The organism is Gluconobacter japonicus (genome assembly GCF_015244665.1).
Lineage (GTDB): Bacteria > Pseudomonadota > Alphaproteobacteria > Acetobacterales > Acetobacteraceae > Gluconobacter > Gluconobacter japonicus.
The window spans coordinates 365,017-378,697 of record NZ_JABCQN010000003.1; the positions used below are offsets into that span (position 1 = coordinate 365,017).

15 protein-coding genes are annotated in these 13,681 nt (G+C 56.1%); 4 read left to right on the plus strand and 11 right to left on the minus strand.

The window, feature by feature from the left end:
• Positions 1-16: 16 nt before the first annotated feature.
• From hpnC to hpnA, 3 genes are read right to left on the minus strand one after another with little or no spacing between them, the layout of a single operon-like run.
• Entirely contained in the window at positions 17-877 is an 861-nt protein-coding gene (gene hpnC / locus HKD32_RS08175; RefSeq protein ID WP_061931022.1) for a squalene synthase HpnC, read from the minus strand.
• Positions 874-2,016 (minus strand): glycosyltransferase, encoded by a 1,143-nt coding sequence (locus HKD32_RS08180; protein WP_061931019.1) that lies wholly within the window; start codon positions 2,014-2,016, stop codon positions 874-876. Before HKD32_RS08180 ends, hpnC begins: the two co-directional genes overlap by 4 nt.
• Positions 2,016-3,011: a hopanoid-associated sugar epimerase gene (hpnA, locus tag HKD32_RS08185; RefSeq protein ID WP_010501810.1), complete on the minus strand. Its 996-nt coding sequence runs from the start codon at positions 3,009-3,011 to the stop codon at positions 2,016-2,018. The genes HKD32_RS08180 and hpnA overlap by 1 nt, the downstream gene beginning before the upstream one ends.
• Before the next feature lie 138 nt (positions 3,012-3,149).
• Here hpnA and HKD32_RS08190 point away from each other — a divergent pair, with 138 nt between their 5' ends.
• Together HKD32_RS08190 and HKD32_RS08195 are read left to right on the plus strand one after the other, a co-directional pair.
• Positions 3,150-4,316: a lysylphosphatidylglycerol synthase domain-containing protein gene (locus HKD32_RS08190; protein WP_061931016.1), complete on the plus strand. Its 1,167-nt coding sequence runs from the start codon at positions 3,150-3,152 to the stop codon at positions 4,314-4,316.
• The gene (locus HKD32_RS08195; RefSeq protein WP_061931113.1) at positions 4,316-5,194 is read left to right on the plus strand and encodes a prephenate dehydrogenase/arogenate dehydrogenase family protein; all 879 of its coding nucleotides are present in this window, start codon (positions 4,316-4,318) and stop codon (positions 5,192-5,194) included. Before HKD32_RS08190 ends, HKD32_RS08195 begins: the two co-directional genes overlap by 1 nt.
• A gap of 54 nt (positions 5,195-5,248) precedes the next feature.
• On the opposite strand, the gene pyk is transcribed toward HKD32_RS08195, so the two are convergent.
• The 4 genes from pyk to HKD32_RS08215 all read right to left on the minus strand — a co-directional run bounded on the left by pyk (position 5,249) and on the right by HKD32_RS08215 (position 8,870).
• Positions 5,249-6,679: a pyruvate kinase gene (gene pyk, locus HKD32_RS08200; RefSeq protein ID WP_010501813.1), complete on the minus strand. Its 1,431-nt coding sequence runs from the start codon at positions 6,677-6,679 to the stop codon at positions 5,249-5,251.
• Positions 6,680-6,704: 25 nt separating this feature from the next.
• Positions 6,705-7,640 carry an SH3 domain-containing protein gene (locus HKD32_RS08205; protein ID WP_194257825.1) on the minus strand — a complete coding sequence of 312 codons (936 nt, stop codon included), beginning with the start codon at positions 7,638-7,640 and terminating at the stop codon, positions 6,705-6,707.
• A 79-nt stretch (positions 7,641-7,719) separates the two neighbouring features.
• Positions 7,720-8,097, minus strand: coding sequence for a DsrE family protein (locus HKD32_RS08210; RefSeq protein WP_061931013.1), 378 nt, complete (start codon positions 8,095-8,097; stop codon positions 7,720-7,722).
• Entirely contained in the window at positions 8,094-8,870 is a 777-nt protein-coding gene (locus HKD32_RS08215) for a HesA/MoeB/ThiF family protein (protein WP_061931010.1), read from the minus strand. Before HKD32_RS08215 ends, HKD32_RS08210 begins: the two co-directional genes overlap by 4 nt.
• Before the next feature lie 97 nt (positions 8,871-8,967).
• On the opposite strand from HKD32_RS08215, the gene HKD32_RS08220 reads away from it, so the two are divergent.
• Positions 8,968-9,498 (plus strand): DUF2939 domain-containing protein, encoded by a 531-nt coding sequence (locus HKD32_RS08220; protein ID WP_061931007.1) that lies wholly within the window; start codon positions 8,968-8,970, stop codon positions 9,496-9,498.
• A 13-nt stretch (positions 9,499-9,511) separates the two neighbouring features.
• Here HKD32_RS08220 and HKD32_RS08225 read toward each other — a convergent pair whose 3' ends face one another.
• The gene (locus tag HKD32_RS08225) at positions 9,512-9,736 is read right to left on the minus strand and encodes a DUF3126 family protein (RefSeq protein ID WP_010501823.1); all 225 of its coding nucleotides are present in this window, start codon (positions 9,734-9,736) and stop codon (positions 9,512-9,514) included.
• 190 nt (positions 9,737-9,926) lie between these two features.
• On the opposite strand from HKD32_RS08225, the gene HKD32_RS08230 reads away from it, so the two are divergent.
• Complete coding sequence (locus HKD32_RS08230) at positions 9,927-10,526, plus strand: hypothetical protein (RefSeq protein ID WP_061931004.1); 600 nt, start codon at positions 9,927-9,929, stop codon at positions 10,524-10,526.
• A 38-nt stretch (positions 10,527-10,564) separates the two neighbouring features.
• Here the strand turns inward: HKD32_RS08230 and HKD32_RS08235 are convergent, their stop codons facing one another.
• Genes HKD32_RS08235 through HKD32_RS08245 form a run of 3 tightly spaced genes read right to left on the minus strand, consistent with a single transcriptional unit; the run spans position 10,565 to position 13,678 of the window.
• A complete protein-coding gene (locus HKD32_RS08235) occupies positions 10,565-11,266 on the minus strand; it encodes a pyridoxine 5'-phosphate synthase (RefSeq protein WP_061931001.1) in 702 nt (233 codons plus the stop codon).
• Positions 11,263-12,258, minus strand: coding sequence for a 4-hydroxythreonine-4-phosphate dehydrogenase PdxA (pdxA, locus tag HKD32_RS08240; RefSeq protein ID WP_061931107.1), 996 nt, complete (start codon positions 12,256-12,258; stop codon positions 11,263-11,265). The genes HKD32_RS08235 and pdxA overlap by 4 nt, the downstream gene beginning before the upstream one ends.
• A gap of 1 nt (position 12,259) precedes the next feature.
• Positions 12,260-13,678 (minus strand): M20/M25/M40 family metallo-hydrolase, encoded by a 1,419-nt coding sequence (locus tag HKD32_RS08245; RefSeq protein ID WP_061930998.1) that lies wholly within the window; start codon positions 13,676-13,678, stop codon positions 12,260-12,262.
• Positions 13,679-13,681: the final 3 nt, after the last annotated feature.

The window sequence follows — 13,681 nt, forward strand, 5'->3', positions numbered from 1 at the left end:
CTCCCGTTTTTTTTATTCAGTGCGTCGGCCAGTAGCGCATTGCCAGAAGCAGAGCTTTTGCCCCGTCGGCTTTTGTAAGGGCAACCCGTTCGGCCACCGGGTCCTGTCGGCGCAGGCGCTTGGCCAGAATATGCGACAGTTCCACAATGACAGCGGCCTCCAGCCGCATCCGCCGATCCCGGATCAGCATTGGAAGACCGCGTGCTTCACGGTTCAGTGCATCCACCCCATCCAGCATCCTGTCGAAAACCCGTCTCAGGCCGGGCTTACTGCGTACCAGCCTCAGGTCGTCAATATTAACGCCCTCTTCCTCAAGCCAGGGTAGTGGAATGTAGCAGCGGTCCAGAACCTGAAGATCTTTTGCTGCATCCTGCAGGTGATTAATCACCTGAAGCGCTGAACACAGAGCATCTGAAGGTGCAAGGGTTTCGTGCCCTTCTGCGTGAAGCAGCAGTAAGAACCGACCGACAGGATTGGCGGAATACCGGCAGTAATGCAGGAGTTCCTGCCAGCTTTCGTATCTTGTTTTCTCTGCATCCATGCAGAATGCTTCAAGAAGATCTGTCGCTGTCTCTAGCGGTACGCCTGTCTTGAGAAGAACATCTCTCAGTTTCACCGCTGTCTGGGCATCGGCTCGTTGCGGAGCCTGTAGTTCTCCTCTGATGACGGCCGCCATCCCACGCAGTCGGGCAATTTTCTGCTGCGGGATTAGTTCGGATGTATCCACCATGTCATCCGCCACGCGGGCGAAATTGTAATAGGTATGAACATACGGGCGGAGATGGCGGGAAATCAGCAAAGAACCAACGGGGAAATTCTCGTCGGTTTTGCCTTTGTCAGAGGTGACGTCTTTCGTCCCCCAGATGTCTTCTGTCACGATGCCTCATCCGTATAGGAGCGATTTTTCCAGCGTACGCCAACGCCCCTGTGATGGTCGATCGCCGAGCCGATGGTTGCGGCCATATAGAAGGCGGCAATCAGCGGCAGCGGCAACGCGCGCCATAAGGGAAGTCCGAACCGTCGCAGGGTTGGAAGAAATGTAGCGCAGGATAGGAGGTAGGTCAGTAGTCCAACCTTTCTCGTACGCCCTTTCCCAAAAACGGTCAGTCCGATAGGAAGGAGCCAGATCAGCGTCATTCCGAAAATGGTCACAAGAAGCAGGAGCGGCGATTGCCGGAGTTGGACGTAAGCCGTCCGGGCGATCATTTCCCAGATGTCTTTCGCGCCACGATATGGTCGAACCGACCATGCGAGCGCGCTGTGGCCCAGGTAGAGGCGGCCGCCGGAGCGTTTGACATGCGCTGCAAGGGTGCAATCGTCGATGAGTGCTCCCCGGATAGCCTCAATGCCACCAATCCGCTCCAGTGCGCGTCGGCGAAGCAGAATGGTCCCTCCTGCTGCGCCTGCGATTTTGGATCGCTCGTTTGCCGTCCATGCAAAAGGGTACAGCATGGCGAAGAAATAGACGAAGGCCGGAACCAGAAAGCGCTCTGCAGAACTCTCACAATTCAGAGCCACCATTTCGGAAACAAGATCCAGATCGTCTGCACGGGCCTTGGCGAGAAGCGTCGAAAGATGCTTCGGCGCATGCATGATATCTGCGTCGGTTAGCAGGATGTATCCGTAAGGCCCAATGTGGTCCAATGCCTCCTGCGCGCCCTGATTGACAGCCCAGAGCTTGCCACTCCACCCGGCAGGACGCGAAGCACCGGTCAGGACGGTGAGACGTTTGTGTGGGTCAGACAGGGTGCGGGCCAGATCGCCTGTTCCATCTGTGCTGTTATCATCTACTAGGATGACCGACAGTTTCCCGTCATAATCCTGTTCAAGTAGCGACGTCAGGCACGCTTCAATCGACGCGGCTTCATCCCGCGCGGGCACGACGATTGCGACGTCAGGGGCACAGGGCGGAGCGGTGGAAGGTTTGAGAACCGGTCCGCCCTGCCAGAATTTTCCATGGAAGAGCGTCAGGTAGATCCAGGCGCCAAGGCTGGTGAGTGCACTTCCATAGAGCATTATTTCATCCGTCCATGCAGACGGAACCACGAAATGGCGTCCGCTATGGCGTCCCTTGCAGGCCGGGGGGCATAGCCAAGTTCCCTCTGCGCCTTCATCGAAGAGAAAAACATCAGCTTCCGAGACATGGCGAGTGTTTCACGGGTGACACGCGGCTCAATTCCAAAGCCTCGAGCCAGCCATTCAGATACGACAGCCACCGGATAAAGCCACGACTGCCTGAGCTTGATGCGGGGCGGTTTGACGCAGGCAATCTCACTCGTGAGACGAAAAAGATCCCCCAGCATCATGTTCTCCCCGCCGAGAATATATTTCTCGCCGATCTTGCCGCGTTCAAGCGCCAGAACATGCCCTTCGGCAACGTCATCAACATGCACGATGTTGAGGCCTGTCTCCACATAGGCTGGCATCCGACCGGATGCACAATCGAGGATCATCTGACCTGTGGGTGTTGGCTTAATGTCGCGCGGACCAATCGGCGTCGAGGGATTGACGATGATTGCAGGAAGTCCCTTTTCACGAACCAGCTTCAGAACTTCCTGTTCTGCCCGGTACTTTGAAAGCTTGTAGGTCCCGATAACGGTGCTTTCCGTGACGTAGGTTTCTTCGTCTGCCGGCGTACCGTCCTTGTTGAGCCCAAGGGCCGCAACGGAAGAGCAGTACACGATCTTCTCTACGCCGGCCTCCAGGGCAGCCAGCATGAGGTTCCGCGTCCCCTCCACATTGGCTTTCATCATCACTGCGGGGTCGGGAACCCAGAGTCGGTAATCAGCCGCGACGTGGAAAAGAATTTTTACGCCTTTAAGCGCTGCCGGAAGAGTCGAGGGATCGGAAAGATCTCCGATGGCAAGTTCCGCGTCGAGCTCTGTAATGTTGGATCGGTCCGAGTTTTCCCGAATAAACAGACGCAGGCGGTGCCCACGTTCCCGGAGCACGCGGGCAACAGCAGAACCGACGAACCCGGTAGCCCCTGTAACGAGTGTGACATCGTTCATGGTGGCAATCTTCTCCTTGGTTCATCAGCAACAGGTTGAAATTTTTCGCGTACCTTACTGCTGCTGGCTTTCGGGGGAAAGCGTCTGCAAGACTGGAATATTGGAGAACTGTGGGTTAGAGCGTGTTGCAAACGGCATGTGACGAAGACGTTGAAAAAAACTCTCCCCATTATCCTCTCCCTTCTGGGCGTGGCTCTCTTCACATTCATTGCAGCCAAAGCAGGCGTTCATCCTGTTATGGAAGCTCTTGGAAAAGTCGGTATCGGAGGGTTCTTCCTTCTGGTCATGGCTCAACTCGTGGTGGACATTGGACTCGGTATCGCCTGGAAGGCTTCCGTTCCCCAGATCGGTCTCCTGAGACTGATTGGCGCGCGTCTGGTGCGAGATGCAGCCGGGGCCTGCCTGCCCTTTTCCCAGCTTGGTGGAATGGTGCTCGGTGTTCGGGCCACTCTCGCAGGGCGCCGTGCTCAGGCGGTGGATGGGGAAGATCTGCACTGGCCTGAAGGCGTGGCGTCCAATCTGGTAGATATCACCACCGAGGTTCTTGGGCAGATTGCGTTCATTCTGGTTTCAATCCTCTGCCTTGTCGGTCATCAGGGAGCTGCGCGGTTTATCTGGCCACTGATGGGTGGCATGGTTCTTCTGTCGCTCGGGATCGCAGGGTTTATCTGGACCCAGCATCGTGGCGGGTCGATGGTTCGTAAGGCTGCGATGTTCTTCGGGCGTCATATTGCGGCTGACTGGCGCGAAAGCCTGATTGGAAACACCGATATTTTTCAGGCCCGTCTGGAAGCTCTGTGGAGCCGCCCGGACCGGATCATGCTGGGAGCATTGTCACATTTCCTCTGCTGGATCGCAGGTGCTTTCCTGACATGGATCGCGCTCATTCTTCTGGGAGCGCATGTCGGATTTCTATCAGCGCTCGCTATCGAAGGCGTCGTGTGCGGGATCATGTCAGCAGGATTTCTTGTCCCCGCGGCTCTGGGAGTGCAGGAAGCAGCCTATGTCGCTCTTGGTCTGATTTTCGGAATTGATTCACAGATTTCTTTGAGTCTATCTCTACTGCGTCGTGGAAGGGATATTCTGATAGGTATTCCTGTCCTTCTCGGCTGGCAGTTTGTTGAAATGAGCCGCCTTCGCAAGGAAAGCGGCACTTCTACCGCTTCTTCAGAGAAGACTGTGACATCCGTTTTGAAGACAACAACATCCGTCATGGCCGCAAGTAGCAAGAAAGACGGCTCGTCTCCTCGTGAAGCCGAAGATAAGGACGCCGCCGCATTTGCGACGTCGCCGCGTATTCTTTGATGGCCCTTTTCAGATCTCTTGCCGTTGTTGGCCCCGGACTGATTGGATCTTCTGTCCTGCGTCGTGCGCGCGAAACAGGTCTTCTGGCAGACACGTTGATTGCAGCGGACATTAACTCAGCAGTGCTGGAGCGTGTCCGAGACCTGAAGATAGCGGATGTTGTAACAGACAGCATGGCTGTGGCGGCTCAGGCCGAATGTGTCATGATCTGTGTGCCGGTTGGTGCTGTTGAAGCGACGGCGCGTGCTATCCTTCCCTACATGAAGCCGGGTTCTATTTTAACAGATGTAGCCTCGGTTCGGGGGCAGCTTGGCCCTACGATTCAGGCCCTTCTGCCAGAAGGCGTTGCATATGTACCCGGCCATCCAATGGCGGGTACCGAGCACTCTGGGCCGGATGCAGGTTTCTCGACGCTGTTTGAAAACCGCTGGTCCCTGCTCGTACCACCAGCTGGCGCAGATGAGAAAGCTGTGCAGAAGGTCCAGCAGCTTTGGGAGCTGTGCGGCGCCAGAACCAAAATCCTGTCTGACGACAAGCATGATCGTATTTGCGCCATGGTAAGCCACCTGCCTCATCTGCTGGCATTTACCATTTGTGACACAGCCGATAATCTTTCCGAAGAAATCCGTGCTGCTGTTCTTGATTATGCAGCTTCAGGGTTTCGGGATTTCACACGTATTGCTGCCTCGGACCCGGTGATGTGGCGGGACATTTTCATCGCCAATAAGGATGTTCTTTTGGAGACCCTTGATCGCTTTGTGGCAGATGCTCAAGGCATGGCGCAGGCAATCCGGGAAAGCGATGAAGCTGCTATTACAACCCGTATTGAACGGGGACGCAGGATCAGACGAACACTGATTGAGAATCGTCAGGCCTGATGGTTGGATTTTCTTCCATCCAGCAACGGGCTGGATGGAAGAAATATTTGAAAATCAGGCTGTTATGATGCGAAGCGTATTTGTGCTTCCAGCAACGCCGTAAGGCAGGCCAGCCAGAACAATAACATGATCGCCAGGTCGGCAAAGCTGCATAGAACATGCCATGGCCGCAGTAGGCTCTGCCAGTTCTTCAATGCTCTGGGCGATATGCTCTTTCTCCACAACTCGTGGAAACACACCCCAGACAACGCAAAGCCGCCGTGCGACTTCCTGATGAGGTGTGACAGCCAGAATGGGGCAATGGGGCCGCTCGCGGGCCATGCGGAGTGCGCCACCGCCACCCTGTGTCCGGACACCGATGGTCTTTGCGCTCAGAGCCGTACTGACCTGCCAGGCCGCCTGAACAATGGCGTTCTGAACGGTCCCTTCGGGCTTTGGACGGGCACGGTCCATACGGAGGCGCCACTCGACGTCCTGCTCCACGCGAGACGCGATGCGAGCCATGATGGAAACGGCTTCAATCGGGTATTTACCCGCTGCGCTTTCAGCTGAAAGCATGACAGCATCAGCCCCATCATAAACCGCGTTGGAAACGTCTGAAACCTCAGCGCGTGTTGGTGTCGGGCTTTCGATCATGCTTTCAAGCATCTGCGTTGCCACGATCACAGGACGGCACTGACGGCGTGCTTCGGTAATGGCACGCTTCTGGGCAACGGGAACTTCCTCTGGCGGGAGTTCTACACCGAGATCACCACGTGCCACCATGATGGCATCAGACAAGCGCACGATGCGCTCTAGATCTTCCATCGCCTGCGGTTTTTCAAGCTTCGTGACGATCGCTGCACGACCCTTGGCGATTTCGCGAGCTTCTTCGACGTCTTCAGGACGCTGCACGAAGGAAAGCGCTATGAAATCCACACCCAGCGAGAGCGCAAAGTCGAAGTCCTTGCGATCCTTTTCGGTCAGCGCAGGAATTGGCAGCGTGACGTCAGGAACATTGACGCCTTTGCGCTCGGAGAGCTTGCCACCAATAACAACTTCCGTTTCAAGCGCACCATTGAGAACATTAACGACACGCAGCTTGAGTTTGCCGTCGTCGAGGAGAAGATGGCTTCCGGGCTTTGCTGCCGAAATAATTTCCGGATGTGGGAGGCAGACACGATCGACATTGCCCGGGGTTTTATCCAGATCAAGCCGGAAAGGCTTTCCTTCTTCAAGGATGACCGGGCCGTTCTCGAATACGCCAACACGCAGTTTCGGTCCCTGAAGATCAGCCAGAATAGCGAGAGGGCGTCCCACTTTCGTTTCTGCCGCACGGATCGCTGCATGACGTTCGCCATGATCTTCATGAGCACCATGAGAGAAGTTCAGGCGGAAAACGTTTACCCCGGCCTCAGCCAGAGACAGGATCATCTCGGGCGAGGATGAGGCCGGACCAAGAGTTGCGACGATCCGCGTACGACGATGATGGGAGCTGGATGTCATGGAGTGGCGTCCTCGCTAGGAAAAATCAGTTGGGTTGAATCGTCTCGCCAGGGAGCAGTCCCCAGAACAGACGACGTGGCAGCCATCCCTCGTAGCCTTTGACGACCACGTGGCACCATTGAGAACTTTGTGGGCAGGCTTTGATGTTCCCCACAGTTCCCGGCTGAAGGACCGCAACCACGCTGCTGTCTTCCTCCGGATGGCTCATGAGGAGAACATCACTTTTATGCGCGCGGGCTTCTTCCTGAGTCGCAACATGTCCCAGAACGCGCGCATCTGCGCGACCGATATGGTCTCCGTCCTTTTCGGAGGCCTCACCTGTTTGTGCTTTCACACCTTCCGGTGGAAGTCCCGGAATAACAAAGGTACGGCTGCCATAAAGGGTGGCTTGATGTACCCAGCCTTTCTGCCCATCAGAATCTTCAACCAGGCGCCAGACATCGAACTCGCGTTCGATTTCGACGGGAAGACCGCGGCGGTGATAGACCCAGTCAATCGGATACCGATCCCCGGGCCCACGGCGCATGTAAACTTTGTCGGCTCTTAATGCCGCGTAGCGCGGCAGAGGCAGACCCGTGTTGCTTCCCTTGTCGGTCGGTGCGTCAGCCGGTGGAGCATCGGGGGATGGCGCTGGCGTCTGGGTTGCGCTGGCAGCCGCAGCCCCGGCGGCACCCGCTGATACTCCGGCAGCAAGAGGCGCGGCATGACGCGTGACAGTCGTATGTCGTGCGGCGTGATGGGTCTTTTTGGAAGAACTGGCAGTATTACCCGTATTCTTCGAAGGCTTTTTCTTCGCATGCGGGGCTTTGGCAGCTTTCGCATCGGTCTTGATCGCATGGTCATGCTTATGATGGGCCGCTTCTGCGGGAGAAATGACCATCAGGGCCGTTGCCGCTGCGAAAGACAGCAGAAGCTGACGGCAGCGCAGGGTTCGGGACAGAGGAGTGACAAGCGTTCTCATGAGCGCATCCCTGCCAAGGGTGGAGAGTTTCGGCAAGCCACCAAATGACGAAAATCGCGATTTGGATACGGGAAACAGGTCACAGTGCAAGGATCGGTCGGTCTCCGGCCTGCTCCAGAAAAGTGACAATACCGCGAACGGAAACTGTTTCACACAGAGTGTCTGGTGTCAGCCCTGTGAGCGCAAGCCCCGTTTCGCAGACCATAAGATGTGCTCCGAGTTCAATGACAGCTTCACGTAAATCCTGGAAGCTGGCGACGCCTCTGTTGTCCAGCTCGGCATCGGAGGTGATGTCTTTCAGGCCTGACCAGTCTTTTGCGAGAGCATGAACGCTTCTGCCACCAGCAAAAATCGTTACCGTGCGCCCCAGAGACAATGCGCCAGCCGCGACGATCAGCGCATAATGTGCGCGTTGCCAGGAATCATCTGCAAGCGTGATGAACATGGGGGCTGTCATGCGTGTTGATCCGATTGCGTAGAAGGATGAACCGGACACGCCGGATCTCTGGCCAGAGGAAAGCTTCTCAGAGTACCGGCAAGAGCATCCCACATCATGAGACGCGTGTCCTCCCTGCCCTCAAGCTCCATGATTTCCCTCATGACTTCCACAGCCATCAGGCTCCCCATAACGCCTGTAGCGGCTCCTAGAACGCCAGATTGGCCGCAGGTTGCAGCTTCGGTTTCAGCCGCTTCGGGAAAAAGGCATCGATAACATGGTCCTCCATGTTGAGGACGAAATACAGCCAGTTGTCCTGCAAACCCCTGAACTGCGCCGGAGACGAGCGTTTTGCCATGCCGGACACAGGCGTCCGAAACGGCCAGGCGTGTTTCGAAATTATCAGTTCCGTCACAAACCAGATCATATTCTGGAACGACGTCATTCAACGTATCGGCATTAGCCCTGACAGCATGCGTGTTCACCGTGACCAGAGGGTTGATGTCGCTGAGATGATCAGCGGCAGCCTCTACTTTCAGGCGGCCGATATCTTTCGTGCCGTACAGAACCTGTCTCTGAAGATTGCTGAGTTCCAGAATATCATGATCCATCAGCCCAATCCGGCCAATCCCCGAGGCTGCAAGCTGTTGGGATAAAGGCGCCCCCAACCCTCCTGCTCCAACAACCAGAACAGAGGCATTTTTCAGCCGCGCCTGCCCGATGGCCCCGACTTGGGGAAGCAGGATGTGGCGGGAATATCGCTCAAGCTCGTCGTCGGAAAAATCAAGAGTCATGGACTCAAGATAATTGCTGACTTTTCAGACGGAAAGACGTTAGATTCATCATTGTCCACATCTCCCCGGATTTTGGGGTTTGTGCGGAGGCGCGATCATGCAGAATTCTTTCTGGAAAAAAACTTCCCGGACACGGCAGGGCCTCGGCGTCGGCCTTGGCGCGACACTCGCTGCCTATGCCATCTCCCCCTATCTGGCGCTGTGGGATATTGATCGCGCCATGAAGGGAAATAACCCGGCGCGTCTTGTCCCGCATGTGGACTGGACGTCGCTTACCCATTCCCTCAAGGAGCAGTTTAAACCCCCCGCACCTGCGTCAGAGGATGAATTGCCGGATTTTGGAAGTTCTTTTGCGGGCAATGCCATATCAAACGCGATTGATACGGAACTGTCCCCTAACACTCTGATGACAACCGCACATCAGTTGATGCCCGCAGATGCGTCCATGTCATCTGGAGGGGGCTGGCCTGTGTGGGGTGGCCTGCACGCCCATTTCGTGAGCCTCAACAAGTTCGAGGCGCAGGTGGACCAACCGGGGCAGACACCGTTCGTCCTGCATATGAAATTCGAGCACTGGGGCTGGAAAATCACGCGGTTCGATCTGCCGCAGTCTGCCCCGCGGCCCTGAGTCAAAGGGCCGTTCAGGCCGGAGGAAGGTCTTCCTCAAGGACAGTGATGTGAATGGCGTAGGACACCTCGCCCTCGTCCTCATCACGATGCACTGTGCCGATAACTTCGCCTGCGACCGCGAGTTCAACACTCATTCCCTTACGGGCTGGCTTGGTAACTGTCAGTTTCTGTGAGCCGAGAAGACGCTGCAATGTCGTCTGAAGGCGTGTCACTTCGGAAGGGGTCATATCGGCCATCGGGTGGCACTCCTGAGTTTTGGCAAGGTCTTGCCCTGTAGCTCATCGTTACCCTGAAAGGAACCCATCTCCCCTACCCTGAATGGTATTCCTGTTGTAGAAACCGGGCTCTTCCAATCTTTCGCCCTGTTCCCCGGCTGTGCCCGGAGGTTTAGGGCGGGTCATCCTGACCTTGCGCAAAGGAGACAGAATGCGCCCCTCCGTCCTCCGTGTTTTTGGAGCACTTGCAGCCACCGTCACCCTTTCCGGATGCGGATATTTCGATTCCCGTAATGCTCACAAGGCCCAGTTCGAGATGGTCGGTATGACCAGCTACGATGTTCAGGCCTGTGCTGGGCTTCCGGGCAGCACCAAGAAGCTGAACGATACGACAGAAATCTGGCAGTACGATGGAACCCAGAGCACGCCGACGATTTCGTCGGATTCCGGCCTTATTCCTGCACAGTCGATCATCAGCATCTATCAATCCGCTTTTGGCGGCGGCGGAACGACGTGCCGCATGGTGCTTCGTCTTGACCATGATCGCGTTTCCGAAGTGCATTACACTGGGAACGACGACGAATATATCGGAACGGACGGTATCTGCTCCATCATCACGCGGGGTTGCGCACGTCAGCGTGAATCGACCATGCATCGTGTAAATGCTGGACCATTTGGTCCTGTTTCTGCTTTCCACCCGCCTGCGACACCGCCGCAGAGCAGCTCGGCAACATATTCGGATCAATCCGGAAAGTACGTACCGCAGTTCAGTAAAGACAAGACACAGGCTGTTATCCAGCCTGCTAAATAAGAGGCCAGGCCGGGAGGAATCTCCCGGCTTTTTTGATTTTATGGGCAGTTAATAAGATATTTCATCTTTCTGACGGCTGGTCCAAGCCCGGAAAAAACTGCCTCACTGATCAGAAAATGTCCAATGTTCAGTTCCGCCAGCCCTGGCAGCTTGGCGATAGGCGGCACATTGTCATAAGTCAGGCCATGACCGGCATGGAGTTCAAGGCCACAATCGGCAACGGTTCCCGCTGCCTGATGCAGACGTTCCAATTCTCCACCTTTGCCATGGGCATAGGCGCCGGTATGCAACTCGACCACAGGCGCACCGAGTTCTGCTGCTGTTTCGATCTGTCTTGTATCAGGGTCGATAAACAGTGAGACCCGAATACCGGCATCTCTCAGGCGAGCAATTTTTGGGGCTAGGATCGCTTTATGCCCGGCAACATCAAGCCCCCCTTCAGTTGTGACTTCAGCACGTTTTTCTGGGACAAGGCAGCATGCGTGCGGTCGGAGAAGACAGGCGATACGGACCATCTCTGCAGTCGCAGCCATTTCGAAGTTCAGCGGTGCCGCCAAAGCCTTAAGGCGTGGCATATCGGCGTCCCGGATATGTCGACGATCTTCTCTGAGATGAGCTGTAATTCCATCTGCACCCCATTGGATCGCCAGTTTTGCAGCGTCCACGGGATCGGGGTAAGCATCGCCACGGGCGTTTCGCAATGTGGCAACGTGGTCAATATTAACGCCAAGCCGGATCATTGGCTGTTTCTCCTTCTGTGCTGGGACATGAAATCTGCCAGTCTGAGTGCTGCCAGAAGACTGGAAGGATCTGCCCGGCTGGAACCACCAACCGGGGCGGCAATGTCAAAGGCTGTCCCATGATCCGGGGACGTTCGAATAATGGGTAGGCCCAGAGTGACATTGACGCCCTCTGCCATATCGAGCGTTTTGAGCGGAATTAGGGCCTGATCGTGGTACATGCAGATTGCGACGTCATATTTCGGGCGGGCCGTGGCACTGAACATTGTATCTGGTGGATAAGGCCCGGAAACGCACAGCCCTTCGTTTTTCAGTTGAGCAATAGCCGGACCGATAATCGTCTGTTCTTCGGTCCCCATCAGCCCCTCTTCCCCTGCGTGAGGGTTCAGACCGGCAATAGCCAACCGAGGGGATACAAGCCCAAAATCGTTTTGCAAGGCACTATGCGTTGCCCGTGCCACGGCGATAATACGGTCTGTCGTGAGAGTTTCCAGGGCACGTCGCAGTGAGACATGAATGGTGACGGGAACGACTTTAAGCTGAGGGGATGCGAGCATCATGACCTCTTGCCCTGTCGTCTGACAGAGGGCCGCCAGAAATTCCGTGTGCCCCGGATAAGCGAAGCCTGATGCTGCCAGAATGTGCTTGGCAATAGGATTGGTCGTGACACCGCCTGCCCTACCCTCCAGAACAAATCCAACAGCGCGTTCGATGCTTTCGATGACGGCTGGCGCATTGTCTGACGTTGGCTGTCCCGGCGTCACAAGAGTTGGGCACGTTATCGGGAGAACGGGTAGCGCGTCAGAAAAAGTCTGCTCTGCATCCTCTGGCTTTTCAATCAGCCGGAATGGAACTGCGTTGTTCAGTAGGACGGGATCGCCCAGCCAGAAAAAAACTGGCCCGGTGGTCCGGAGAGCCTGCCATGCGGCAACGGCAAGCTCCGGCCCGATACCGGCAGGGTCACCGAGAGTCAGGGCGATCGGAGCTGTCATATCAGCCGGCATTCGCCAGAGCGGCAAGTATACGGACCCAGGAGCGAATACCCTTGTGGAAGGCTTCGAGACCGTATTGCTCATTGGGGGAATGAATGCGGTCATCTGCCTGTGCAAAACCGACCATCAGAGCATCCAGTCCTAGCGCATCCCGTACTTCACCAGCGACAGGAATGGAGCCCCCGCACCCGATGGTAGCTGCTGGCACGCTCCACTCATCCGTCAGAGCCTTGAGTGTTGGCGCAAGGAACCGGCTGTTCCGGGAAACTTCAAAGCCCGGTGAACCGCCATGTGGTGTAAACGTGACTTTTGCATCCGCTGGAAGAGCCGCTTTGACATGGGCACGGAATGTGTCCCGGATTTTTTCAGGATCCTGTCCCGGAACCAGTCGGAAGGAAACTTTAGCCATGGCTTTTGCTGGCAGAACGGTCTTGAACCCTTCCCCTTCATAGCCACCGGAAATACCGTTGATTTCACAGCTCGGACGACACCAGGTCTGCTCAATGGCGGTATAGCCCTTTTCACCTGCTGCGATGGAGAGACCAGCTTCTTCGAGAAGGGCCGCATCATTCGGGAACAGGGTTTTCCATTGTGCCCGTGTCTCTGGCGACGGGTCCTGAATGCCGTCATAAAAGCCGGGAAGCGTGACCCGGCCGTCAGCATCGCGCAATGTTGCAAGGGGCTGGCAGAGCAGTGCGATCGGGTTTGCTGCTGCGTTGCCATAAATGCCCGAGTGCAGATCATGCGATGCACATTCAATGACGATCTCTTCTGCCATCATCCCGCGTAGCGAAGTCGTGATGCCTGGCGTGGTTCGATCCGCCATGGACGTATCACACACAAGCGCGACGTCGGCTTTCAGCTCTTCTGCATTTTCCCTGAGAAAGGGAAGCAGATTGGCGCCCCCGCATTCCTCTTCCCCCTCGAGAAGGACGCTGACCTGAACAGGAATGGATCCATGAACTGTTTTCCATGCACGGCACGCTTCAAGGAAGGTCATGACCTGTCCTTTGTCATCACTGGCTCCACGCGCAACAATGACCTTTCGACCTGCACCATCCTCTACAAGGCGCGGTTCGAAAGGCGGCGCTTTCCAGAGATTTTCAGGGTCGGTCGGCTGGACGTCATAGTGCCCATAAAACAGGACATGAGGTTTGTCTGCCTGAGGAATGTCGTGTGCCACGACCATCGGATGTCCCGGCGCGGCCCATTGAACATCCCTGACATCCACGGACAGCCCCATCTCTGCCAGATCCTGTCGCAGCCATTCTGCGGCCTTACGGCAGTCTGCCGCGTGGGATGGCTGGGTGGAAATGCTGGGAATGCGCAACAGGCTGAACAGCCTTTCAACTGCACCGTCCAGAGACTTGTCAACGTGAGACAGGACAGCATCAAGAGGAAGGGATGTTGAAGTCGTCATAGG

Coding starts and splice junctions, on each gene's coding strand:
- HKD32_RS08180 (WP_061931019.1), bottom strand. CDS start 2,016: ATGCTCTATGGAAGTGCACTCACCAGCCTTGGCGCCTGGATCTACCTG.
- hpnA (WP_010501810.1), bottom strand. CDS start 3,011: ATGAACGATGTCACACTCGTTACAGGGGCTACCGGGTTCGTCGGTTCT.
- HKD32_RS08195 (WP_061931113.1), top strand. CDS start 4,316: ATGGCCCTTTTCAGATCTCTTGCCGTTGTTGGCCCCGGACTGATTGGA.
- pyk (WP_010501813.1), bottom strand. CDS start 6,679: ATGACATCCAGCTCCCATCATCGTCGTACGCGGATCGTCGCAACTCTT.
- HKD32_RS08205 (WP_194257825.1), bottom strand. CDS start 7,640: ATGAGAACGCTTGTCACTCCTCTGTCCCGAACCCTGCGCTGCCGTCAG.
- HKD32_RS08210 (WP_061931013.1), bottom strand. CDS start 8,097: ATGACAGCCCCCATGTTCATCACGCTTGCAGATGATTCCTGGCAACGC.
- HKD32_RS08215 (WP_061931010.1), bottom strand. CDS start 8,870: ATGACTCTTGATTTTTCCGACGACGAGCTTGAGCGATATTCCCGCCAC.
- HKD32_RS08220 (WP_061931007.1), top strand. CDS start 8,968: ATGCAGAATTCTTTCTGGAAAAAAACTTCCCGGACACGGCAGGGCCTC.
- HKD32_RS08225 (WP_010501823.1), bottom strand. CDS start 9,736: ATGGCCGATATGACCCCTTCCGAAGTGACACGCCTTCAGACGACATTG.
- HKD32_RS08230 (WP_061931004.1), top strand. CDS start 9,927: ATGCGCCCCTCCGTCCTCCGTGTTTTTGGAGCACTTGCAGCCACCGTC.
- HKD32_RS08235 (WP_061931001.1), bottom strand. CDS start 11,266: ATGATCCGGCTTGGCGTTAATATTGACCACGTTGCCACATTGCGAAAC.
- pdxA (WP_061931107.1), bottom strand. CDS start 12,258: ATGACAGCTCCGATCGCCCTGACTCTCGGTGACCCTGCCGGTATCGGG.
- HKD32_RS08245 (WP_061930998.1), bottom strand. CDS start 13,678: ATGACGACTTCAACATCCCTTCCTCTTGATGCTGTCCTGTCTCACGTT.